This window comes from Streptococcus mitis (genome assembly GCF_008763935.1).
GTDB lineage: Bacteria > Bacillota > Bacilli > Lactobacillales > Streptococcaceae > Streptococcus > Streptococcus mitis_DB.
On sequence record NZ_VTQF01000001.1, the window covers coordinates 443,592 to 468,583 of the forward strand.

Below are 24,992 nucleotides of genomic sequence, written 5' to 3' on the forward strand. Positions count from 1 at the left end.
AAATCATATGACAAAAAAATATACTGTAAAATATAAAGTTAGTCGCCAATTAAAACTTGCTCTAGAAGCTTTGCATGATCGTATTCTTCAAAAAGAGTATAAAGTTGTGGAGAGTCAGGATATTCTTTTTTGCTTATTGGAGGTGAGTGATACAGGGCTTGGCTATGCTTTAGGATATCATTCTTTGACAAAAGGAAAATTGCTAAAGGAATTTGCTAATGGAAAAATGATTGGAAGTAGACCTCGTACCAATATTGAGAGCGAAGAATTAGAAGCTTTTTCTAAAAGAAGAATAATCCATAATCAAATTACTTCTTCACCTGTAGAAATCATAAAGGAAGTTCCTTCTTCCTACTATTTTGCTGAATGTGATGAATTTCCGATGTCTGAATATATGAAATCTATCTTTGATTTTGCTGAAGAGATGCGCTTGCAAAATTCTCCTGATGGTGTCATTGATTCTTACTGGATTCTATCTGGAATTTCCCAAGAGCAGGAAACAAATGCAAATCACTTAATTTACAAACAATACTTGTTAAGTGGTAGAAATAGTTACTCAGAAGATGGATTGCTAGATGTTTTTACAAATTCATGGTTTAGATTCCGGGTGCTAACAGATGGAAAAGCGGAGAGAGATAGAGCCAGCAAAGAAAAAAGAGCAGCACATATCTCCTCTAAATTATCAAATCCCGATTACTCTCTTTTAAATGATATAGCTACGGATATCACTTTGAAGGCTCGTAATGGAGAGTTAATGGAGGTTGTCGGACGTGATGATGAGATTCGAAAAGTGGAGATTGCCCTCACACGTAGAGATAAAAACAATGTAGTGCTACTAGGAGATGGAGGCGTTGGTAAGTCGGCTATTGTAGACGGTATTGCTATGCGTATCTCCAGAGATGAGGTTTTATCTCTTAAGGGAAAGAAAATCCTTCAATTTAATTTAAATGATTTGCATGCAACACTGAATGCCTATACAAGTGAAGGTATCAATAGATTCATAGAAGAAATGAAGCGGGAAAAAGATATTATCTTATTTATTGATGAAATTCATATGTTAGGAAGAGCCAAAAATTTAACAGATTTATTCAAGCCTTTAATGGCACGGGGAGATTTTCGAATTATTGGAGCAACCACCCCGTCAGAGTGGAATACATATGTTTCAGGTGACACTGCTTTTGTACGTCGCTTTGAGAAAGTAATTGTAGAGGAACCAAGTATCGAAGATACAGTGAAAATTGTTGAGACAATAGCACCTGCATATGAAAATTTTCATCATGTAAATTTTGAACAAGACACAATCGAACTAGCGGTGAGACTTGCCAAGAAGTATTTAAAAGGAGAAAAACTGCCCGACTCCGCCTTTACAATCATTGATAATGCAGGTGCTTTGGTCCGGATTGAAGCCAAACAAGAAGTTACTCTGATTAGAGACTATCAAAATGAAGTCAATGAGTTGAAGGAAGAATTGGAAAAAGCACAAGCTATTGAATACAATGAGGAGGCTATAGAAGAAATAAGAGAAAGACTTGAAAATAAACTTGGTGAATTTCTAGGAGCTCGCAACAACTTAACTGTTAGTAAGTATGAGCTTAAAATTTCAAAAGATGACATAAAGAAAGCAGTAGAACAAAAAGCAGGTGTTGAAGTTAAGGAACAAGACATGAAGGTTGGAAAAGAAGCTGAGGGACAAGAATTACTTCGTCTTTCCAAATTAAAAAATACTTTAGCAGAAAAAGTTATTGGCCAATCAGATGCTACAAATTCGGTCGCAGAAGCTGTAATTCGTTCAAAAACAGGATTTAGAAATCCTAAACGTCCTATCGGAGTCTTTTTGTTCCTAGGTACTAGTGGCGTAGGTAAAACAGAAACAGCAAAGATATTATCAGAAGAGCTAACAGTTTCAGTAGAGGATCTTATTCGATTGGATATGTCAGAATATCAACTAGAGCATGAAGTTTCAAAATTAATTGGTGCCCCTCCAGGTTACGCGGGATTTGGTATAGGAGGAGTTTTGACAAATTCGGTTAAAAGAAATCCGAAAGCAGTTGTACTTCTTGATGAGATTGAAAAAGCTCACCCTAAAGTCTATGATTTAATGTTACAAGTTTTTGATGATGGTATCCTAACGGATGCTATGGGACAAAAAGTTGATTTTACCGATACGATTATTATCTTAACCTCTAATCTAGGTTTAAATGCCATTAAAAAAGATAAAAAGGTTGGTTTTTCAAGAATTGAAACGCAAGAACAATCTGAACAAACCATTCGAGAACAGACGATGGAAGCTGTTCAAAACTTTTTCCGTCCAGAATTATTAAATCGTATAGATGAAATTGTAACCTTTAAACCTTTTACGGAAGAATCAATTCTTCAAATTACAAAATTATTACTTGAAAAAGAAGTAAACATCATTAAGGATGGTGGTTATGAACTGGAATTTTCCGAAGATGCAATCGAATTACTTGCTAAAAAGACATATGATCCTGAAAACGGCGCTCGCCCAATTAGGAGAGGTATTACAAAATTAGTTGAAACACCATTGTCAGAGTTAATTATCAATGGTTGTCTCAATAAAGGAGACAAGGTAGTTGTATATTCAGATGGAGTTGAATTACTTTTTGAAGTTTTAAAGAGATAATCCATGAAAGGAGAAAAGTATGGGACTTTCTTATGCACCCCAGTATACATGGACGGATCATTTTGCACAAAGAGCTCAGGAACGGTTTGAGGTGAATGCAGACTCTCTTTCTAAATGGGTTGGAAGGCAAATTGCTAGCTTAACTATTTATGATTCGACGGTCGAACAACGGCCAGAAGAGAAAAAATATGTTTCGGATTATGGGGTAATTTTTGTATGTAATACAATCGAACAAAAATTTATTACTTGTTATGAGGCAAATGATGTTATTATGGAAGGAAAGAAGATTACCATTCATGAATATAATGTTGACTCATTCAAGGAAGAAGTTGAAAATTTAGCAAGAAAATATTACTTAAAGGATGCTAAGGAAATGTTGTTAAGTGTAGAGAGTCATTTAAATAGTTTCCTAGAAATTTCCCAAAAAATAATGTCCGGAAGACTAACTAGACAAAATTACCATCTTCTTGGAAAGTTGATTGATGAATTTCATGCAGTTAAAGCGGCAATGAGAGTTATTGAAACAAAACGTAATGATTTTAATATTTAAAATATTAGATTTTTAAGAATAAACGCTATATAAACTAGATGAGGTAAGTGATGGAATATGTTGAAGCTGTTAGTCAATTTATAGAGAAACATTATAAAGAGAAGGATATCCAGAATATAGAAATAAATTTTTGGGGTAAAGAAAATCATCCTCATAGCTTGTACATTTACAAACGTTCTAAGAAAATTGAGTATGATTATTTTTTCTTTGATCTCCTTGATTATTATGAAGAGTCAGCTTTCTTAGATTTTAAGCATATTATCCGTTTGGAAAATACTACTTATATCTTTTGGCAGGAAGACTAATTTTTAGAGTTTAAATGATATAGGGAAGTATTTTAAGATGTTAAAACAAACAAAATTTACAAATTTCTATCTCTATAAATATATTGACTGATTTGTACAAAATCAAAAGGTTGATGATATAATAGAATAAAAGAGTACGATATGACAGAAGAAATTAAATAAATAGGGTGGAATTATAGAGTGCGTCACTAAGTTCATCATTTCATATAGATAAATATTGTAATGAAAAATTATTTAAATTAAAATCATAGAAATAATTGATACTGTAAATAATCAATTAGACTATAGTAATAATAATCAAACCAACTGCAGTGCAGTGCAGTGAGTTAGTACTTTTAGTTAAAGCCTTTATATATTTATTCCAGAAGATATATTATGTGAAATAATTGTTACATAATCTTTAAAAATTGAACCTAAGAAAGTGAGAAATGAATATGGATGATTCTAATACAAAATATGAATTACAAATAACGAAAGACAATATATATTCAACGGATGGGAATTTTACAATTACAGATTTGAGTTTGGGAGATACATATGAATTTTTTGATGCATATTTTGTAAGTTCAAATGGAGAAATAATTCGAAGAATTCAAAAAAAATTTGAAAGAAAAAAATCTAATCAAGTGTTACCTCGCTTATCTTGTCAAATATATGAAAAGCAATTACTCAAACTGTCAAAAGAAGAGAGGGAAAAATTTCCAATTTGCCAATATAATCCAACTAGTGATATGATTCAAGGCTTATTTTCTAGTATTGATGATTTTAAAGGAAATAGAAATAGTATAGAATACTTAAAGTATGAATGTAATAATGGTGAAAATTTTGTTTTTTACTGTTGGAATGTATTTTCAACTCTCATGTTTGTACATGAATGCTTGAAGAGATTTGGTAAAGATGGTGATAAATTTATTTTAGTTTATACAGAGAAAGAAGGTAAAAAGAAACCTATGGGAATTAACTCAGCTACACTACATTTAGATGGTCATATAAGTATTTTTTCAAAGCTCGTACTTTCTGCTAAAAACGTAGTATTCCGGGGTGCACCAGGAACTGGTAAAACCTATCTTTCTAAACAAATTGCTGCAAATATTGTGTCTAATGGTAGAACTAATGATATCAATACTCTGTCACAGGATGAAATTAATCAAATAGATTTTGTTCAGTTTCACCCATCTTATGACTATACGGATTTTGTAGAGGGGTTGAGACCGGTATCAAATGGTGATGGAGCTATTGAGTTTAAGCTCCAAGATGGCATTTTTAAGAAGTTTTGTCAGAAAGCTAAAGCCGCTAAGAAAACCGGAGGTCAAGATAATTTTGTATTCATCATCGATGAAATCAACCGTGGTGAGATTTCTAAGATTTTTGGAGAACTCTTTTTCTCAGTTGATAAAGGCTATCGTGGTGAAAAGGGAAGTGTATCTACACAATATACTAATTTACATGAAAGTGATGAGAAATTTTATATCCCTGACAATGTCTATATTATCGGAACCATGAATGATATTGATCGCTCAGTGGACACCTTTGATTTTGCAATGCGTCGTCGCTTCCGTTTTGTAGAAATAACAGCTGAAAGTCAGTTAGGAATGCTAGATAAAGAACTCAAAGATAATGCAGAAGAAGCAAAACTTCGTCTTAGAAACTTAAATGCTGCTATCGAAAATGTTCAGGAGTTAAACAGTCATTATCATATCGGACCAAGTTATTTTCTTAACTTGCAGGATGTAGATTTTGACTATGAATTACTCTGGTCTGATTATCTCAAACCGCTTTTGGAAGATTATGTACGTGGTTCTTATGAAGAAGCTGAAATTCTTGAAACATTGAAGCAGGCATTTGATCTGACAAAGAATGAGCAACAAGATCAGGCAGTAGCTGATGACCATGAAGGCGATGAAAACGATGATGCGGATCACTGATAATCAACACAAGATTGTTAAAGAAGAATTTGTTGAAGAATATCCTAAACTAAGCAATCTTCTTTTAGACAGAACCTTGGAAAGTCTATCCCAAGATGAACGTGTTTTCATTTTTCCAAATGATTTGAAGAATTCTCCTGACTTAGAAAAGGACCAAAAAATCTTTGAAACAATTAATCAGAAAATCAAGACTGGAAATGTGATTGGTTTTTTGGGGTGTGATCAGGAAAGATTAACGATTTCTTCTCGCTTTTCTGATGAGAGTAATGACCATTTTTTGCATTATCTCTTACACAAGGTTCTTCATATCAATCTCACTAGTTTAGATGTTGCTTTGTCTCGTGAAGAGAGGCTTTATCAACTTTTGATGTATCTCTTCCCCAAGTATCTACAAGCTGCTATTCGAAAAGGTCTTTATAAGGAATACCATCGATTTTCTCATAACGACAGTCATGTTAAGGGAGTGATTGATGTAGGAAGTCATCTCAAGAAAAATCTTCCTTTCACGGGAAATATTGCCTATACAACGAGAGAGTTTACCTATGATAATCCTCTCATGCAGTTGGTCCGTCATACTATTGAATACATTAAGAACCAGAAAAGTATTGGTCAAGGGGTACTAGATAATCTCTCAACTAGTCGTGAAACCGTAGCTGAAATCGTGCGTGTAACGCCCTCTTATAAACTAGCTGATCGTGCTAAGATTATTTGGGGAAATCAATCTAAACCTATACGTCATGCATACTTTCACGAGTACAGAAAGTTACAAGAACTTTGTCTGATGATCCTAAACCAAGAAAAGCACGGCTTAGGGTATCAAGATCAAAAAATTCATGGTATTCTTTTTGATGTTGCCTGGCTTTGGGAAGAGTATGTTCATACCTTGTTGCCAAAAGATTTCATCCATCCACGGAATAAAGAAAAATTAGGTGGTATTTCGGTATTTTCTGTTGGGAAACGGAAAGTATATCCAGATTTTTATGATAGAGAACGAAAGATTGTTCTAGATGCTAAATATAAAAAACTAGAGTTCACTGAAAAAGGGATCAACCGTGAGGACTTATTCCAGCTGATTTCCTATTCTTATATTTTAAAAGCTGAGAAGGCTGGTCTTGTTTTTCCGAGCAAGGACAAGGTTGTTGATAATGAGATAGGAAAGCTAGTAGGTTATGGAGCTTTGTTGAAGAAATGGTCTATCCAAATTCCTCAGAAGTCTTCATCTTATCGTGAATTTTGTGAAATGCTGGAAAACTCCGAAGAAAGTTTTAAAAGGAATATTACTAAAGAAGTGGAGAGAAAATAATCTCTCCTCTTTCTTTTGTTATTTATACAATAAAATCCGAACAATATATTTTAATTTATAAAATTATTTGACAAAAACTGTACTTTGATTTATAATTAATTAAGGAAACGTCGGAAAAGGCGTAGTGATGCGAGAGCATAGGTAGGTCATTACAAAAGAAACGAGACATCGATATGTTAAATGAATTTCCAATTTTTGATTACGAAGATATTCAATTGATTCCAAATAAATGTGTCATTAAAAGCCGTGCAGAAGCGGATACAAGTGTCACTTTAGGAAAGCACACCTTTAAACTACCTGTTGTGCCAGCTAATATGCAGACGATTTTAGATGAAAATGTAGCAGAGCAACTGGCTAAAGGTGGTTACTTCTATATTATGCATCGTTTTGATGAAGCGGGGCGCATTCCTTTTATTAAACGAATGCACGATCAAGGACTTATTGCTTCTATCTCTGTCGGTGTTAAGGACTATGAGTATGATTTCGTTAGCCAGCTTAAGGCTGATGCTCCAGAATATATCACGATTGACATCGCTCATGGTCATGCAGATAGCGTGATTTCAATGATTCTACACATCAAGAAAGAATTGCCAGATACTTTTGTTATTGCTGGAAATGTGGGAACACCAGAAGCTGTGCGTGAATTGGAAAATGCTGGTGCGGATGCTACTAAGGTTGGTATCGGTCCTGGTAAGGTTTGTATCACCAAGGTCAAGACTGGTTTTGGTACAGGTGGTTGGCAATTGGCTGCTCTTCGCTGGTGTGCTAAGGCTGCACGTAAACCGATTATTGCTGATGGAGGAATTCGTACTCACGGTGATATTGCCAAGTCTATCCGCTTCGGTGCCAGCATGGTCATGATTGGTTCCCTCTTTGCAGGACACATCGAAAGTCCAGGAAAAACGATTGAAGTCGATGGTGAACAGTTCAAAGAATATTACGGTTCAGCCTCACAATATCAAAAAGGTGCTTACAAAAATGTGGAAGGCAAACGTATCTTGCTTCCTGCAAAAGGCCATCTACAAGACACTTTAACTGAGATGGAACAAGACCTTCAAAGTGCTATTTCATACGCAGGTGGACGTCAAGTTGCTGACCTTAAACACGTTGATTATGTTATCGTGAAAAACTCTATTTGGAATGGGGATGCTTCCCACTAAGACGGGCTATCCGTCTAGAAAAAAACTTGTTATTAGAGCAAATTTTTGTTATAATAAAACAAGTTTCCACCCTTAGTGTAATGGATATCACGTAAGATTCCGGTTCTTGAGATGGGGGTTCGATTCCCTCAGGGTGGATGTAAACATCCTAAAAAAGCCTTTAATAGGGCTTTTTTCTTTATCTTTCCCCAAATTTGCCTCTAAAACTGAAAACATTATTCTAAAGAATACCCAAATCTCTTCCAGTCCCGTTTTAGAGTGACTCAGGGGGCTTTTTTTGATATAATAAAAAGGACTGTTATCAGTTAGAAAGAGGTTGGTATGAAAGAATTACAAACTGTACTAAAGAACCATTTTGCAATCGAATTTGCAGACAAAAATTTACTGGAGACTGCCTTTACTCATACGAGTTATGCCAATGAGCACCGCCTCTTAAAAATTTCACACAATGAACGCTTGGAATTTTTAGGAGACGCTGTTCTACAGTTATTGATTTCAGAATATCTGTATAAAAAATATCCTAAAAAGCCTGAGGGTGACTTGTCTAAACTCCGTGCCATGATTGTCCGCGAGGAAAGTTTGGCTGGTTTTGCGCGTGATTGCCAGTTTGATCAGTTTATCAAACTTGGTAAAGGGGAAGAAAAGTCTGGTGGACGCAATCGTGATACCATTCTTGGTGATGCCTTTGAAGCCTTTCTTGGTGCCCTTCTTTTGGACAAGGATGTGGCCAAGGTCAAGGAATTTATCTATCAAGTCATGATTCCTAAGGTTGAAGCAGGCGAATTTGAGATGATTACAGACTACAAAACCCATCTCCAAGAGTTACTTCAGGTCAATGGCGATGTGGCTATTCGTTATCAGGTGATTTCTGAAACGGGTCCTGCCCACGATAAGGTCTTTGATGTAGAAGTTCTTGTCGAAGGTAAGAGCATTGGTCAAGGTCAAGGTCGTTCTAAGAAACTAGCAGAGCAGGAAGCTGCCAAAAATGCCGTTGAGAAAGGGCTGGATTCATGTATTTAAAGGAAATCGAAATTCAGGGATTCAAGTCTTTTGCTGATAAGACCAAGGTCGTCTTTGACCAAGGTGTGACGGCAGTTGTTGGACCCAATGGATCTGGAAAGTCGAATATTACAGAAAGTCTGCGTTGGGCTTTGGGGGAGTCAAGTGTTAAGAGTCTCCGTGGGGGCAAGATGCCGGACGTCATTTTTGCTGGAACTGAAAGTCGCAAACCGCTCAATTATGCTTCTGTAGTTGTGACTCTGGATAATCATGATGGATTTATCAAGGATGCAGGTCAAGAAATCAGGGTAGAACGCCATATCTATCGTAGCGGAGATAGCGAATACAAGATTGACGGCAAGAAAGTCCGTCTGCGTGATATTCATGACCTTTTCTTGGATACTGGATTGGGACGAGATTCCTTCTCCATCATTTCCCAAGGGAAGGTTGAGGAGATTTTTAATTCCAAGCCTGAGGAACGCCGAGCTATTTTTGAAGAAGCTGCTGGAGTTTTGAAATACAAGACTCGTAGAAAAGAGACTGAGAGCAAATTGCAACAAACTCAGGATAATCTGGATCGTCTTGAAGACATTATCTACGAGTTGGATAATCAAATCAAACCTCTTGAGAAGCAAGCTGAGAATGCCCGTAAGTTTTTAGACTTGGAAGGTCAACGCAAGGCTATTTATTTAGATGTGCTGGTTGCTCAAATCAAGGAAAATAAGGCTGAACTAGACTCGACAGAAGAAGAGTTGACTCAGGTTCAGGAACTCTTGACGAGCTACTACCAAAAGCGTGAAAAATTAGAAGAAGAAAATCAAGCTCTTAAAAAGCAACGCCAAGATTTACAGGCTGAAATGTCCAAAGACCAAGGCAGTTTGATGGATTTGACCAGTCTGATTAGTGATTTAGAGAGAAAATTAGCCCTATCGAAACTGGAATCTGAGCAAGTAGCCCTGAATCAACAGGAAGCACAAGCTCGTTTGGCTGCTTTGGAGGATAAGAGAAATTCACTCAGCAAAGAAAAATCTGATAAGGAAAGCTCTTTAGCCCTCTTAGAGGAAAATCTAATCAAAAATAATCAAAAACTCAATCGTTTAGAAGCTGAATTACTGGCTTTTTCAGATGATCCTGATCAGATGATTGAGCTCTTGCGTGAACGCTTTGTGGCGCTTTTACAGGAAGAAGCGGATGTCTCAAACCAACTGACTCGTATTGAGAATGAGCTGGAAAATAGTCGTCAGCTTTCTCAAAAACAAGCAGATCAACTAGAAAAGCTGAAAGAACAGTTGGCTACAGCTAAAGAAAAGGCAAGTCAGCAAAGGAATGAGCTTGAAACTGCCAAGGAGCAGGTTCAGAAATTATTGGCCGACTATCAAATCTGTGCCAAGGAGCAAGAGGAGCAGAAAACTTCCTATCAAGCTCAACAAAGTCAACTCTTTGATCGTCTGGATAATCTCAAAAACAAACAGGCCAGAGCCCAAAGTTTGGAAAATATCCTTAGAAATCATAGTAACTTTTATGCAGGTGTCAAGAGTGTCCTCCAAGAAAAAGACCGTCTTGGTGGAATAATTGGGGCAGTCAGTGAGCACCTGATCTTTGATGTGCATTATCAAACTGCTCTGGAGATTGCACTTGGAGCCAGTAGTCAGCATATCATCGTAGAAGATGAAAACGCGGCAACCAAGGCGATTGATTTCCTTAAACGAAACAGAGCCGGTCGTGCAACCTTCCTTCCTTTGACGACTATCAAGGCTCGTACGATTTCTAGTCAGAATCAAGATGCTATCGCAGCAAGTCCAGGCTTCCTTGGCATGGCAGATGAGTTGGTGTCGTTTGATAAGAGACTAGAAGCCATTTTCAAAAACTTGCTAGCAACGACAGCTATTTTTGATAGTGTGGAACATGCGCGTGCAGCAGCTCGCCAGGTTCGTTATCAGGTTCGTATGGTGACATTGGATGGAACAGAGTTGCGCACAGGTGGTTCTTATGCAGGTGGTGCCAATCGCCAGAATAACAGCATTTTTATCAAGCCAGAACTGGAGCAATTACAAAAAGAAATTGCTGAAGAAGAAGCAAGTCTTCGTTCAGAAGAGGCGACTTTGAAGACCTTGCAAGATGAGATGGCTAGATTGACAGAAAGTTTAGAAGCTATCAAATCTCAAGGAGAGCAGGCTCGTATTCAGGAGCAAGGTTTGTCCCTCGCTTATCAGCAAACTAGTCAGCAAGTTGAAGAGCTAGAAACTCTTTGGAAACTCCAAGAAGAGGAATTAAATCGTCTTACTGAGGGAGATTGGCAAGCAGATAAGGAAAAATGCCAAGAGCGCCTTGCTACTATTTCCAGTGACAAGCAAAATCTGGAAGCTGAGATTGAAGAGATTAAGTCTAACAAAAATGCCATCCAAGAACGTTATCAGAACTTGCAAGAACAGGTAGCGCAAGCTCGCTTGCTTAAGACAGAACTGCAAGGGCAAAAACGTTATGAAGTAGCTGATATTGAGCGTTTAGGCAAAGAATTGGACAATTTAGATATAGAACAAGAGGAAATCCAGCGTCTTCTTCAAGAAAAGGTTGACAATCTTGAGAAAGTTGATACAGATTTGCTCAGTCAACAGGTAGAAGAATCCAAAACTCAGAAAACAAATCTCCAACAAGGTTTGATTCGCAAGCAGTTTGAGTTGGATGATATAGAAGGTCAGCTGGATGATATTGCCAGTCATTTGGATCAGGCTCGCCAGCAGAATGAAGAGTGGATTCGCAAGCAAACTCGTGCTGAAGCCAAGAAAGAAAAGGTCAGCGAGCGCTTGCGCCATCTACAAAGTCAATTAACAGACCAGTATCAGATTAGCTATACTGAAGCACTAGAAAAGGCACATGAATTGGAAAACCTCAATCTGGCAGAGCAAGAGGTGCAGGATTTAGAGAAGGCTATTCGCTCACTGGGTCCTGTCAACTTGGAAGCTATTGACCAGTACGAAGAGGTTTACAATCGTTTGGATTTCTTGAATAGCCAACGTGATGATATTTTGTCAGCGAAAAACTTGCTCCTTGAGACCATCACAGAGATGAATGATGAGGTCAAGGAACGCTTTAAATCCACCTTTGAAGCTATTCGTGAGTCCTTTAAAGTGACCTTCAAGCAGATGTTTGGTGGAGGTCAAGCAGACCTGATTTTGACTGAGGGAGACCTGCTGACAGCTGGTGTTGAGATTTCTGTTCAACCACCAGGCAAGAAAATCCAGTCTCTTAATCTCATGAGTGGAGGGGAAAAAGCCCTATCGGCTCTTGCCTTGCTCTTCTCCATTATCCGAGTTAAGACTATCCCGTTTGTTATCTTGGATGAGGTAGAGGCTGCGCTGGACGAAGCCAATGTTAAACGCTTTGGAGATTACCTCAACCGTTTTGACAAGGACAGCCAGTTTATCGTTGTGACACACCGTAAGGGAACCATGGTAGCGGCTGATTCTATCTATGGAGTGACCATGCAAGAATCAGGTGTGTCAAAAATTGTTTCGGTCAAGTTAAAAGATTTGGAAGAAACAGTAGACTAGTTACCAAACGATAGCATCTCTTAGGGGATGCTATTTTTTAAAACTAACATCTTGAATAATTTTTTAAGGTCAGTTCAGGGGCAAAAAACGACATTTGGGCTTTCCTTTTAGCGAAAAGGCTTTCTCTATGATATAATAGTTTCATGATTACAACAGTACCTATAAAAAATGAAAAAGACATCGCAGTACCGGATAAAACAGTTCTTGTATTAGGCTATTTTGACGGTATTCATAAAGGACATCAGAAGCTTTTTGAAGTAGCTAGCAAGGCTTCGATGAAAGAATATCTACCAGTTGTCGTGATGACCTTTACAGAGTCACCTAAGCTTGCTTTGCAACCTTACAAGCCAGAATTAATGCTTCATATTGTTAGCCATGAAGAACGAGAACATAAGATGAAATGGCATGGAGTAGAGGCTCTTTTCTTACTTGACTTTAGTAGTAAATTTGCTAGTTTAACGGGTCAAGAGTTCTTTGATACCTATGTTAGAGCATTAAAACCAGCGATTATTGTAGCGGGATTTGATTACACGTTTGGTTCTGATAAGAAAACTGCGGATGATTTGAAGGACTATTTTGATGGAGAAATCATCATTGTTCCTCCTGTTGAGGATGAAAAGGGGAAAATTAGTTCTACTCGTATTCGTCAAGCTATTCTTGATGGAGATGTCAGGGAAGCTGGTCATTTACTTGGCACTCCTCTACCGTCACGTGGAATGGTTGTTCATGGCAATGCTCGTGGACGGACTATCGGTTACCCAACAGCAAACTTAGTTTTAAGAGATCGAACCTATATGCCAGCAGATGGTGTTTACGTAGTCGATATCGAAGTGCAGCGTAAAAGATATCGTGGAATGGCGAGTGTCGGGAAAAATGTTACTTTCGATGGAGAAGAGCCACGTTTTGAAGTCAATATTTTTGATTTTTCAGATGATATTTACGGTGAAACAGTTATTGTCTACTGGCTAGACCGTGTTCGTGAAATGGTCAAATTTGACTCTGTTGAAGAACTGGTAGATCAACTCCAGAAAGATGAAGAAATTGCTCGGAATTGGAAGGATGCTGAGTAGGAAATCGGAGTTTTATATAAAATTATCCATACTTTAGATTCTTATTTCTAAATAGAAAAAGTAGCCCTTTCCAGGCTACTTTTTTAAAACACGCGATACACATAGGGATTCTCTGGTTTATCGACTTTGGTAAAGCTGTCGATTTCCAAGGTTGGGAGGTTTTGTTTGAGTTCTTTATGGTAGTGATTGACCAGTTTTCCTTTGGCTGTTATCCAGGTGTTATTCTCATACTGACGGATATTTCCCTTGGTCAGCAATCCATACACACCGGAGTCTGCTATACAGTGAATAATGCCGAAGCGGAACAGAAATTGGCTATTGGCATGACTGGGGTCATTATAGACAAAGCCTGTGAACTGGACTGTCTTACCCTCAAACTCATCTGGATAGTCATAGATAGCCTCCATGACTTCCATATAGTTTTCATTAGTGATCTGAATACTATCTTGGGACAAATATTTATCCGCCGCAGTTCGCATTTCCTTTTCATAAGCTGATTTTGAAAAATAAGAACTGGTATCTGGTTTCAAATATTGGCTTGTCGTTCCTTCACTTGTCTGAATGGCTTGATCCGTGCCTTCTGATAAGGGGAAGTGATAGCCTTTGGCAGAGACGGTCTGAGAATCCAAGCTAACAGTTGGAAAAGTTAAGCCGACTACAATTGGAATGGCCAGAAGAGCAATACTCGTTACCTTTGCCAATCGGCTGTTCAAATGACTGTGGGTTTTGACTTGCTTCATCCAGATATACAATTGAACAATAGCCAAGATAAAGGAAAGCACCATGGAAATATAGGCCAGATAGGAATAGTGCATGTTGATGTACTGGTTTAATTTGCCCGACAGATGGAGATAAATGGTCAGTTCAAAATAGCCAGCTAAAACTAAAAATCGAATCATAGGATGACTCCAATCAAGAGAGAATACACTAAGACGACAAGAGTCACAATTGTTATGAAGTGACTGATAAATCGTGCTTTCAAGTAATTTTTCATCATGAGAATATTTTTGATATCCAGCATTGGACCAATCACGAGAAAGGCCAGAACTGGTGCTAAACCAAAACTCGAGAGTAGAGAAGCACCGATAAAGGCATCCGCCTCACTGCAGAGAGAGAGAAGAAAGGCCAAAAGCATCAAGAGCAGGATAGCAAAAAGAGGGGTTGCACTTATAGAGGTCAGAATCCGAGTCGGAACGTAGACCTGTATAACAGAGGCAAAGAGACAGCCAAATACTAAATAACGCCCCGTATCAAAAAACTCATCAATGGCTTGCACGAAGATCTGAAAAAATTTTTTTGCAGGACTCAAGTGAGAAAAATCATGCACATGACAGGCCAAACGATTTTCTTTTTGAATCGGTTCTTGCCAGAAAAATCCCAGAAAAATCCCAAGTATCACAGCTACTACAACGGAACCTAGAGCTCGTAACAGAGCGACATGGAAGGAGTTGCCAAAGGCAGAATAGGTTGCAAAGAGAACAATGGGATTGATGACAGGTGCTGTCACAAGAAAGGGAACGGCCGTGTAACTGGGAACCTTCTTTTCCAGAAAACGATTGATAATGGGGACGATTCCACATTCACAAGAGGGAAAAAGTATCCCGACAAAGGTGCCAAAAAAGATTCTCCCCCAACGATTTCGAGGGAGAAAATGATAAACCTTTTCAGGTGTGATATAAACCTCAATCAGCCCTGAAACAATACTTCCTATCAGAACGAAGGGTAGGGCTTCAATGATTATAGAGAGAAAGATAGCCCCAGTCTGAAGCACACTAGATGGGAGTTGTTGGAAAGCAGTCATCTAGTTTTTCTTTTCTGCTTTGGCTTTTTTCTCTTTGTCATCAGGGAAAGTGACTTGTTTCAAATCAGGGAGTTTAGCAAACTCTTCAAACATCTTGTCCAAGTCGTCTCGTTTTGTAAATTTTACAGCCATAGGTGTACCTCGATTCTAAATTCTACCTCTATTATACTATTATTTTGAGGAAAAGGGAAAAGTTAAAATTGAGTATCTAACGAATAATAGAGCGTGATATATCCTAATATACACTATGATTGTGATATAATAATTTTGGAATAACGGAGGAAATGATGGAACATAAAAATATCGGTCAGGTTACTGACGAAGTAAAAGAAATTTTTAATATTGTTCTTGAAGCTAGTGATATCAAAGTTAACAAAGAAGGTTTAAGAAGTCATATGTTGAAACGGCATCATAATGATGTGATTCATCATATCGAAAATCTGGAACTTATACTAAGTAATCCAGATTTCGTTGGAGTCAATCCACGAGAGAAAGATGCTAGTTTTGAATATGTTAAAAGATTTGATGATAATGTTCTTGTTGCCATCAAGTTACATAAAAGTGGCGATTTCTTTTATGTTCCGACCATGTATCGCTTACAAGATTTCAAGTTACAAAGTCGTATTAAGTCTGGTAGATTGAGAAAGCTTGACAAAAAAAGTAGATAGTGCTAGAATAACATTAACGAAAGACATTTGAGGGCAGAAAGGTTCCTGCCGCACCTTGAAGAAGGTATCTGAGATGCTGGGTACACCGACCAGCCAAGTGTCCGTTATTTCAAAGGAGGGAGCTTAAATGCTCCTTTTTTGTTTAAAAATTTCAAAAAAGATTATCCCCACCGCAGGCTCAGGCTTGCGGTTTTTTATTTGCTCTGAAAATTAATTCGCTAACTTCAACAAATAGCTTTATAAAGCGTTTTGTAAAAAATAAAAACAGTGCAATTAATCACTGATCCTTTTGTAAACTATTAGAATTAAATTGAAACCTTCTCAATGAATAGAATATTGAAATGAAGTAAATTTATTTCCCAACATATGTTTTAAAATTGTAAGAGCTAATTTGAAACGTTTAGCTTGTGGTATAATAGATTCATGGATAAAAAATATGAAAAAATCTCTCAGGATTTGGGAGTGACGTTAAAGCAAATCGATACTGTTCTAAGTTTGACAGCTGAAGGGGCGACTATTCCCTTTATCGCGCGTTATCGCAAGGACATGACTGGTAGTCTGGACGAGGTGGCAATTAAGGCTATTATTGACTTGGATAAAAGTCTGACAAACCTCAACGACCGTAAGGAAGCTGTTTTAGCTAAGATTCAAGAACAAGGTAAGTTGACCAAGGATTTGGAAGAAGCTATCTTAGCTGCCGAAAAATTAGCAGACGTTGAAGAACTCTATCTTCCTTATAAGGAAAAGCGTCGTACCAAGGCAACCATTGCCCGTGAAGCTGGACTCTTCCCACTTGCTCGCCTGATTTTGCAGAATGTAGCTGATTTAGAAAAAGAGGCTGAAAAGTTTGTCTGTGAAGGATTTGCGACTGGTAAGGAGGCCTTGGCTGGTGCAGTTGATATCTTGGTCGAAGCCTTATCGGAAGATGTGACCTTGCGTTCCATGACTTATCAGGAAGTTCTGAGACACTCTAAACTCACTTCTCAAGTCAAGGATGAAAGTCTTGATGAAAAGCAGGTTTTTCAGATTTACTATGATTTTTCTGAGACAGTTGGAAATATGCAAGGCTATCGTACTTTAGCCCTCAATCGTGGGGAGAAGCTAGGTGTCTTGAAAGTCGGTTTTGAACATGCGACAGACCGCATTCTAGCTTTCTTTGCTGCTCGTTTCAAGGTGAAAAATGCCTATATTGATGAAGTTGTTCAACAGTCAGTTAAGAAAAAAGTTTTGCCTGCTATTGAGCGTCGTATTCGGACAGAATTAACTGAGAAAGCAGAAGAAGGAGCTATTCAACTCTTTTCTGACAACCTGCGCAATCTTCTCTTGGTTGCTCCGCTGAAAGGGCGCGTGGTTCTTGGATTTGACCCTGCCTTTCGTACAGGTGCCAAGCTAGCTGTCGTGGATGCAACAGGGAAAATGCTGACAACTCACGTTATTTATCCTGTCAAACCAGCCTCTGCTCGTCAAATCGAAGAAGCCAAGAAAGATTTGGCAGACTTGATTGGTCAATACAGTGTAGAAATTATTGCCATCGGAAACGGGACTGCTAGTCGTGAAAGTGAAGCCTTTGTGGCGGAAGTTCTTAAAGATTTTCCTGAAGTCAGCTATGTTATCGTCAATGAAAGTGGTGCTTCGGTCTATTCTGCCAGCGAACTTGCCCGTCAGGAGTTTCCAGACTTGACTGTTGAAAAACGCTCAGCCATCTCTATCGCCCGTCGTTTGCAAGATCCTCTTGCAGAGTTGGTTAAAATCGATCCTAAGTCAATCGGTGTCGGTCAGTACCAGCACGATGTCAGTCAGAAGAAACTATCTGAGAGTCTGGACTTTGTTGTCGATACAGTGGTAAACCAAGTCGGTGTCAATGTCAATACAGCCAGTCCTGCTCTTCTTTCACACGTAGCTGGACTCAATAAAACTATTTCTGAAAATATCGTCAAATACCGTGAAGAAGAAGGAAAAATCACTTCACGAGCTCAAATTAAGAAGGTTCCGCGTCTGGGTGCCAAGGCTTTTGAACAGGCAGCTGGTTTCCTCCGTATCCCTGAAAGTAGCAATATCCTTGATAATACAGGAGTTCACCCAGAAAATTACAGTGCTGTTAAGGAACTCTTCAAACGTTTAGATATTAAAGAACTAAACGAAGAAGCCCAAGGCAAACTCAAGTCCCTTTCAGTCAAGGAAATGGCGCAAGAGCTAGACCTTGGTCCAGAAACCCTTAAAGATATCATTGCAGATCTTCTCAAACCCGGTCGAGATTTCCGTGATTCTTTTGATGCACCTGTGCTTCGCCAAGATGTCCTAGATATCAAAGACCTAGTGGTAGGCCAGAAGCTAGAAGGTGTTGTGCGTAATGTCGTTGACTTCGGTGCCTTCGTTGATATCGGGATTCACGAGGACGGCTTGATTCATATTTCCCATATGAGTCGCAAATTTATCAAACATCCTAGCCAAGTGGTATCCGTTGGTGATTTGGTGACCGTTTGGGTCAAGAAAATTGATACTGAACGTGAAAAAGTCAATCTGTCGCTCCTATCTCCAAATGAAACTGACTGATTACGTTAAACAGGTTTCACTAAAAGACTTCGGCAGACCTTTTATCCATCATGCCCAGTGGAATAGGCGTCTACGTTCGACAGGTGGGCGATTTTTCCCAAAAGATGGGCATTTGGATTTTAATCCTAAGGTTTATCAGGAACTTGGTTTAGACGTTTTTAGGAAAATTGTCCGACATGAACTATGTCATTATCACCTCTATTTTCAAGGGAAGGGCTATCAACATAAAGATCGGGATTTTAAGGAACTGTTGAAAGCGGTGGATGGGTTACGCTTTGTGCCAACCTTGCCCAATAGCAACTCCAAGCCAATCAAGCTCTATCGTTGCCAATCCTGCCAGCAAACTTATCAGCGCAAGCGGAGGATTGATACCAAACGCTATCGCTGTGGACTTTGTCGAGGTAAATTGCTACTGATAAATCAGCCTGAGGACTGATGAAAGCCGAGCCTACCCATGATATACTAAGTCTAACCTAGTAGAAAGAGGTAATACCATGAACAGTAAATTTTATAAAATGAGACGAAATCGCATGATTTCAGGAGTTCTGGCAGGTCTAGCAGACAAATGGAACTTTGATGTTAACCTTGTTCGTTTCTTGTTTGCCATTTTTACAGTCGCAAACTTTGGACTTGGTGTGATTATCTATATCATCCTAGCTTCTATCATGCCAACCAAAGAAGAAATCGAAGCAGAAATGTACGGAACAGGCCCACGAAAACGCAAAGAAGCACAAGCAATTGACGACAATGAAGGCTGGTTTTGGTGAGGTAGAAACAGTTATTTTACTGTTAGTCTATGAATTCGACTAATCTATTTTAAAATTTTTGAACCCTTGTATCCGCAAGGGTTTTCTTCTTACTTTCTTTTTATGGTAAAATATTTTTAATAAAATGTCTACATTTCCCCCAATCTTACAAAAATGTAAGATTAAAGTCCTTTTTGTAAGGTTAGGTTATGGCAAGCGGTCTTTTTTTGATGTAAACTAGACTCATAAAGAATAAAGGAGTAACATCATGAAACAAAACTTACATAAGAAAACAAGAAAACCAAGCCACAAAGATATCGAGCGCGTTCAGCTGGGATGCGCTATGATGCAAGCAACATTTCATTTGATGGGATATTAAGAAAGGAGATTCTCATGACACTTTTAGATGTAAAGCACGTTCAAAAAATTTATAAAACTCGTTTTCAGGGCAACCAAGTAGAGGCCCTCAAGGATATTCACTTTACCGTGGAAAAGGGTGACTACGTTGCCATCATGGGTGAGTCTGGTTCTGGTAAATCAACTCTTCTCAATATCCTAGCTATGCTGGATAAACCAACTCGTGGACAAGTTTACCTGAACGGAACTGACACCGCAACCATTAAAAATTCACAGGCTTCTAGCTTCCGTCGTGAAAAGCTGGGCTTCGTCTTCCAAGACTTTAACTTGTTAGATACCCTATCTGTTAAGGACAATATCTTGCTTCCCCTTGTCTTGTCAAGAAGACCCATTACGGAGATGATGAAAAAATTGGTGGTGACTGCTGAGAATCTAGGTATCAATCAATTGCAAGAGAAGTACCCTTACGAGATTTCTGGTGGTCAGAAACAGCGTGTAGCAGTAGCACGCGCCATCATCACAGAACCTGAAATTCTCCTTGCGGATGAGCCAACAGGAGCCCTTGATTCCAAGTCATCTGCAGCCTTACTTGATGTTTTTGATGAAATCAATGAGCGCGGCCAAACTATTCTCATGGTAACCCACTCCACAGCAGCAGCTAGCAGAGCTAAACGTGTACTCTTTATCAAAGACGGCATTCTTTACAACCAAATCTACCGTGGAGAGAAGACAGAGCGTCAGATGTTCCAAGAAATCTCTGATACCTTGACTGTCATGGCAAGCGAGGTGAATTAGTATGTTTCGATTAACCAATAAGTTAGCGGTATCGAACTTGATTAAAAACCGCAAACTCTATTATCCTTTTGCGCTGGCTGTTCTCTTGGCAGTCACCGTCACCTATCTCTTTTATTCCTTAACCTTTAATCCCAAGATTGCGGAAATCCGTGGAGGTGAAACGATTCAAGCTACTCTAGGATTTGGTATGTTTGTCGTCACCCTTGCGTCAGCCATTATCGTCCTCTATGCCAATAGTTTTGTTATGAAGAACCGTTCCAAGGAACTGGGAATTTATGGCATGTTGGGCTTGGAGAAGCGACATCTGATCAGTATGACCTTTAAGGAGTTGGTGCTTTTTGGAATTCTAACTGTTGGAGCAGGTATCGGTATTGGAGCCTTGTTTGACAAGTTGATTTTCGCCTTCTTGCTCAAACTGATGAAATTAAAGGTAGAACTAGTCGCTACCTTCCAGATGAAAGTTGTCATTGCAGTACTTGTTGTCTTTGGATTGATTTTCCTAGGCCTCATGTTCCTGAATGCCCTTCGAATCGCCCGTATGAATGCACTCCAGCTTTCTCGTGAAAAAGCTAGTGGTGAGAAAAAAGGTCGTTTCCTACCTCTACAAACTATTCTTGGTTCCATAAGTTTAGGGATTGGCTACTATCTTGCCCTTACTGTAAAAGATCCTCTTACAGCCTTAGCAACCTTCTTCATAGCTGTTTTGCTGGTTATCTTTGGGACCTATCTCTTGTTTAATGCAGGAATTACCGTTTTCCTTCAAATCTTAAAGAAAAACAAGAAGTACTATTACCAACCAAATAATCTTATCTCAGTGTCCAACTTGATTTTCCGTATGAAGAAAAATGCGGTTGGACTAGCAACAATCGCTATCTTGTCAACAATGGTTTTGGTAACCATGTCAGCAGCGACAAGCATTTTCAATTCCGCAGAAAGCTTTAAAAAAGTTCTAAATCCTCATGATTTTGGAGTTTCAGGACAAAATGTTGAAAAAGAAGACTTGGACAAACTCTTGAGCCAGTTTGCAAGTGACAAAGGTTATAAGATTAAAGAGAAAGAAGTGCTTCGTTACACTTACTTCGGTGTTGCGAACCAAGAAGGAAATAAGTTAACCCTTTTTGAAAAAGGACAAAATCGTGTCCAACCCACAACAGTTTTCATGGTATTTGACCAAAAAGATTATGAAACTATGACTGGTCAAAAACTGTCTCTATCAGGAAATGAGGTTGGACTCTTTGCAAAGAACGAGGGAGTTAAAGAACAAAAAACTCTAATTCTGAATAATCATCAATTTTCTGTAAAAGAAGAATTTAATAAAGATTTTATTGTCAACCATGTCCCAAATCAGTTTAATATTTTGACTGCTGATTACAATTACCTTGTTGTACCTGATTTACAAGCCTTTTTGGATCAATTCCCAGATTCGGCTATCTATAATCAGTTTTACGGTGGCATGAATGTAAATGCCAGCGAAGAAGAACAACTCAAGGTCGCTGACGAGTATGATAAATACCTCGATCAGTTTAATGCTCAATTAAACACGGAAGGTAGCTATGTGTACGGTAGTAATCTATCAGATGCTAGTTCTCAGATGAGTGCCCTCTTTGGTGGTGTCTTCTTTATCGGTATTTTCCTATCCATTATTTTTATGGTCGGAACCGTTCTGGTCATCTACTACAAACAAATTTCTGAAGGCTACGAAGACCGTGAACGCTTTATTATCTTGCAGAAAGTTGGTTTAGATCAAAAGCAAATCAAGCAAACCATTAACAAACAGGTTTTAACTGTTTTCTTCCTTCCTTTGCTTTTTGCCTTCATACATCTAGCCTTTGCCTACCATATGCTTAGTCTGATTTTAAAAGTGATTGGTGTAATAGATACGAATATGATGTTGATTGTGACCTTGTCTATCTGCGCTATCTTCCTCATCGCCTATGTGCTGATTTTCATGATTACTTCAAGAAGTTATCGCAAGATTGTCCAAATGTAAAAAAAGATACCTCGACTTCAAAATCGAGGTGTTTTTTTGTTCTAAATGCTGAAAAGTTGTCCTAGCAGAAAGGTAACGCCCATGGTCAAGAGGCCAATAGCTAAGTTACGAATCATAGCTGTTTTGGTTGGGGCTTTTCCAAGTTTGGCACTAGTGTAACCAGTGAGAAGAAGGGCCACACCGACAATAAGGACAGTAGCAGGGATGCGATATTCACTTGGGAAAATGGTAATTGAAAGCATGGGTGGTAAGCTACCAAGGAAAAAAGAAATAAAGCTAGAGATAGCAGCATGCCAAGGATTGGTAAACTCTTCATACTCAATCCCATATTTTTCCTCTACCAAAGCCTTGAGCGGATTTTTAAGAAAGGCCTTGTTGGTGAGAAGTTGGGCTGATGTTTCACACTCGCCATTTTGAATATAGGCAGCGTAGAGAGACTTTTTAGCTAGCTCCATATCTTGGTCTAGCAAGACTTGCTCACGCACAACGGCTGCTTCCTCGGTATCTTTTTGAGTTGAAACGGATACATATTCTCCACCAGCCATTGAAAAGGCACCTGCTAAAATCGCCGCAAATCCTGATAAAAAGATAATCCAGATATTGCTGGTAGCACTGGCAACCCCGATAACCACACCAGCAATGGAAATAATTCCATCATTGGCACCAAGAACACCCGCTCGTAGGATATTTAAACGACCTGCAAAATTTGAATCAATTTCGTGATTTATTTCTGACATACTATTCTCCTTTTTATCCAGTATAAAGGAAAAATATAGGGAAATCAATCTTTTAAAAGTGTCTGAAAAAAGTTGCACGATTTTAATTTTACGAGCTTTTTTAAAAGTTAGAAACAGCACTAGCTAGTAGAGAGGGATAAAAGAGAAGCAAAGCTGATAGACTAGTCCTTTTTCTACTTATCTATGGTATAATAGGAGGTAGATTTACTAATCGGAGTAAGAAAGATTTTATGATTAAACTAGTAGCAACGGATATGGACGGAACTTTCCTAGATGGGAATGGGCGTTTTGATATGGATCGTCTCAAGTCTCTCTTAGCTTCCTATAAGGAAAAAGGGATTTACTTTGCGGTAGCTTCAGGGCGCGGATTTCTGTCTCTAGAAAAATTATTTGCTGATGTTCGTGATGACATTATTTTCATTGCGGAAAATGGCAGTTTGGTAGAATATCAAGGTCAGGACTTGTATGAAGCGACTATGTCTCGTGAGTTTTATTTATCAACTTTTGAAATGCTGAAAACTTCACCTTATGTAGATATCAATAAACTGCTCTTGACGGGAAAAAAGGGAGCTTATGTTCTAGATACGGTTGATGAGACCTATTTGAAAGTGAGCCAGCACTATAATGAAAATATCCAAAGAGTAGCGAGTTTGGAAGATATCACAGATGACATTTTTAAATTTACAACCAACTTCACAGAAGAAACGCTAGAAGCTGGGGAAGCTTGGGTTAATGAAAATGTCCATGGTGTTAAGGCCATGACAACTGGCTTTGAATCTATTGATATTGTTCTGGACTATGTCGATAAGGGTGTGGCCATTGTTGAATTAGCTAAAAAACTTGGTATCACAATGGATCAGGTTATGGCTTTTGGAGACAATCTAAATGACTTGCATATGATGCAGGTTGTGGGACATCCTGTGGCTCCTGAAAATGCACGACCAGAGATTTTAGAATTAGCAGAGACTATGATTGGTCACCATAAGGACCAGTCGGTTATCGCTTATATGGAGGGCTTATAATGGTAGATATAAAATTGATTGCATTGGACTTGGATGGGACCTTGCTGACTACTGATAAAAGGCTGACGGATCGTACCAAGGCAACCTTGAAAGCTGCGCGTGATCGTGGTATTAAGGTCGTATTGACAACTGGTCGTCCCTTAAAAGCTATGGATTTCTTTCTCCATGAGCTAGGGACTGACGGTCAGGAAGATGAGTATACGATTACCTTTAATGGTGGTTTAGTTCAGAAAAATACAGGTGAAATCCTTGATAAGACAGTCTTTTCATATGATGATGTGGCACGTTTGTATGAAGAAACAGAGAAATTATCACTACCTCTTGATGCCATCTCAGAAGGAACAGTTTATCAAATCCAATCGGACCAAGAAAGTCTTTATGCTAAATTCAATCCAGCATTGACCTTTGTTCCAGTGGACTTTGAAGACTTGTCTAGTCAAATGACCTATAATAAATGCGTGACTGCCTTTGCTCAAGAACCCTTGGATGCAGCCATTCAAAAGATTTCTCCAGAATTGTTTGACCAATATGAAATCTTTAAATCACGTGAAATGTTGCTAGAGTGGTCACCAAAGAATGTTCATAAAGCAACAGGATTGGCTAAACTAATCAGTCATCTTGGAATCGACCAAAGCCAAGTCATGGCTTGTGGTGACGAGGCCAATGACCTTTCTATGATTGAATGGGCAGGGCTCGGTGTTGCCATGCAAAATGCTGTTCCTGAAGTCAAGGCAGTCGCAAATGTAGTGACACCAATGACCAACGATGAAGAGGCTGTCGCCTGGGCTATCGAAGAATATGTGCTAAAGGAGAACTAAG

The 24,992-nt window shown here is 38.6% G+C and carries 21 protein-coding genes and 1 tRNA gene; 18 read left to right on the plus strand and 4 right to left on the minus strand.

Annotated elements, in window-relative coordinates; translation table 11 throughout:
- The first annotated feature begins 7 nt into the window (after nt 1-7).
- From F9B91_RS02130 to F9B91_RS02175, 10 genes are all read left to right on the plus strand, one after another.
- Nucleotides 8-2,641 (plus strand): AAA family ATPase, encoded by a 2,634-nt coding sequence (locus tag F9B91_RS02130; protein ID WP_191962388.1) that lies wholly within the window; start codon nt 8-10, stop codon nt 2,639-2,641.
- Between the two features lie 19 nt (nt 2,642-2,660).
- Nucleotides 2,661-3,191, plus strand: a complete 531-nt coding sequence (locus F9B91_RS02135; RefSeq protein WP_150922385.1) for a hypothetical protein — start codon at nt 2,661-2,663, stop codon at nt 3,189-3,191.
- Nucleotides 3,192-3,241: 50 nt separating this feature from the next.
- Entirely contained in the window at nt 3,242-3,496 is a 255-nt protein-coding gene (locus tag F9B91_RS02140; protein WP_150922386.1) for a hypothetical protein, read from the plus strand.
- A gap of 428 nt (nt 3,497-3,924) precedes the next feature.
- On the plus strand, nt 3,925-5,421 hold the full coding sequence (locus F9B91_RS02145) for an McrB family protein (RefSeq protein ID WP_225306540.1): 1,497 nt from the start codon (nt 3,925-3,927) through the stop codon (nt 5,419-5,421).
- Entirely contained in the window at nt 5,408-6,724 is a 1,317-nt protein-coding gene (locus F9B91_RS02150; protein WP_191962396.1) for an McrC family protein, read from the plus strand. Before F9B91_RS02145 ends, F9B91_RS02150 begins: the two co-directional genes overlap by 14 nt.
- Nucleotides 6,725-6,897: 173 nt before the next feature.
- Nucleotides 6,898-7,884, plus strand: a complete 987-nt coding sequence (locus tag F9B91_RS02155; protein ID WP_045611803.1) for a GMP reductase — start codon at nt 6,898-6,900, stop codon at nt 7,882-7,884.
- Between the two features lie 66 nt (nt 7,885-7,950).
- A tRNA-Arg gene (locus F9B91_RS02160) sits at nt 7,951-8,022 on the plus strand.
- A 183-nt stretch (nt 8,023-8,205) separates the two neighbouring features.
- On the plus strand, nt 8,206-8,904 hold the full coding sequence (gene rnc, locus F9B91_RS02165) for a ribonuclease III (protein WP_000661487.1): 699 nt from the start codon (nt 8,206-8,208) through the stop codon (nt 8,902-8,904).
- The gene (gene smc / locus F9B91_RS02170) at nt 8,895-12,434 is read left to right on the plus strand and encodes a chromosome segregation protein SMC (protein WP_150922388.1); all 3,540 of its coding nucleotides are present in this window, start codon (nt 8,895-8,897) and stop codon (nt 12,432-12,434) included. The genes rnc and smc overlap by 10 nt, the downstream gene beginning before the upstream one ends.
- Before the next feature lie 143 nt (nt 12,435-12,577).
- Nucleotides 12,578-13,504, plus strand: coding sequence for a bifunctional riboflavin kinase/FAD synthetase (locus F9B91_RS02175; RefSeq protein ID WP_150922389.1), 927 nt, complete (start codon nt 12,578-12,580; stop codon nt 13,502-13,504).
- 83 nt (nt 13,505-13,587) lie between these two features.
- Here the strand turns inward: F9B91_RS02175 and F9B91_RS02180 are convergent, their stop codons facing one another.
- From F9B91_RS02180 to F9B91_RS11600, 3 genes are read right to left on the minus strand one after another with little or no spacing between them, the layout of a single operon-like run.
- Nucleotides 13,588-14,403 (minus strand): TIGR03943 family putative permease subunit, encoded by an 816-nt coding sequence (locus tag F9B91_RS02180; RefSeq protein WP_150922390.1) that lies wholly within the window; start codon nt 14,401-14,403, stop codon nt 13,588-13,590.
- The gene (locus tag F9B91_RS02185) at nt 14,400-15,305 is read right to left on the minus strand and encodes a permease (RefSeq protein WP_150922391.1); all 906 of its coding nucleotides are present in this window, start codon (nt 15,303-15,305) and stop codon (nt 14,400-14,402) included. The genes F9B91_RS02180 and F9B91_RS02185 overlap by 4 nt, the downstream gene beginning before the upstream one ends.
- Nucleotides 15,306-15,437: an SPJ_0845 family protein gene (locus F9B91_RS11600; RefSeq protein WP_000268685.1), complete on the minus strand. Its 132-nt coding sequence runs from the start codon at nt 15,435-15,437 to the stop codon at nt 15,306-15,308.
- Nucleotides 15,438-15,592: 155 nt separating this feature from the next.
- Between F9B91_RS11600 and F9B91_RS02195 the strand changes: the two genes are divergently transcribed.
- The 6 genes from F9B91_RS02195 (at nt 15,593) to F9B91_RS02220 (ending at nt 22,414) form a co-directional block, all read left to right on the plus strand.
- Nucleotides 15,593-15,973 carry a PBECR2 nuclease fold domain-containing protein gene (locus F9B91_RS02195; RefSeq protein ID WP_150922392.1) on the plus strand — a complete coding sequence of 127 codons (381 nt, stop codon included), beginning with the start codon at nt 15,593-15,595 and terminating at the stop codon, nt 15,971-15,973.
- Between the two features lie 423 nt (nt 15,974-16,396).
- Nucleotides 16,397-18,526, plus strand: coding sequence for a Tex family protein (locus F9B91_RS02200; protein WP_150922393.1), 2,130 nt, complete (start codon nt 16,397-16,399; stop codon nt 18,524-18,526).
- Nucleotides 18,513-18,962, plus strand: a complete 450-nt coding sequence (locus tag F9B91_RS02205) for a SprT family protein (RefSeq protein WP_150922394.1) — start codon at nt 18,513-18,515, stop codon at nt 18,960-18,962. Before F9B91_RS02200 ends, F9B91_RS02205 begins: the two co-directional genes overlap by 14 nt.
- Nucleotides 18,963-19,020: 58 nt before the next feature.
- Complete coding sequence (locus F9B91_RS02210; RefSeq protein ID WP_150922395.1) at nt 19,021-19,293, plus strand: PspC domain-containing protein; 273 nt, start codon at nt 19,021-19,023, stop codon at nt 19,291-19,293.
- Nucleotides 19,294-19,665: 372 nt separating this feature from the next.
- Nucleotides 19,666-20,424, plus strand: coding sequence for an ABC transporter ATP-binding protein (locus F9B91_RS02215; protein WP_000173372.1), 759 nt, complete (start codon nt 19,666-19,668; stop codon nt 20,422-20,424).
- Between the two features lies 1 nt (nt 20,425).
- On the plus strand, nt 20,426-22,414 hold the full coding sequence (locus tag F9B91_RS02220; RefSeq protein WP_150922396.1) for an ABC transporter permease: 1,989 nt from the start codon (nt 20,426-20,428) through the stop codon (nt 22,412-22,414).
- A 41-nt stretch (nt 22,415-22,455) separates the two neighbouring features.
- On the opposite strand, the gene F9B91_RS02225 is transcribed toward F9B91_RS02220, so the two are convergent.
- Nucleotides 22,456-23,151: a VIT1/CCC1 transporter family protein gene (locus F9B91_RS02225; protein WP_150922397.1), complete on the minus strand. Its 696-nt coding sequence runs from the start codon at nt 23,149-23,151 to the stop codon at nt 22,456-22,458.
- 230 nt (nt 23,152-23,381) lie between these two features.
- On the opposite strand from F9B91_RS02225, the gene F9B91_RS02230 reads away from it, so the two are divergent.
- Nucleotides 23,382-24,173 carry a Cof-type HAD-IIB family hydrolase gene (locus F9B91_RS02230; RefSeq protein WP_150922398.1) on the plus strand — a complete coding sequence of 264 codons (792 nt, stop codon included), beginning with the start codon at nt 23,382-23,384 and terminating at the stop codon, nt 24,171-24,173.
- Nucleotides 24,173-24,991, plus strand: a complete 819-nt coding sequence (locus tag F9B91_RS02235) for a Cof-type HAD-IIB family hydrolase (protein WP_050208148.1) — start codon at nt 24,173-24,175, stop codon at nt 24,989-24,991. The genes F9B91_RS02230 and F9B91_RS02235 overlap by 1 nt, the downstream gene beginning before the upstream one ends.
- Nucleotide 24,992: the final 1 nt, after the last annotated feature.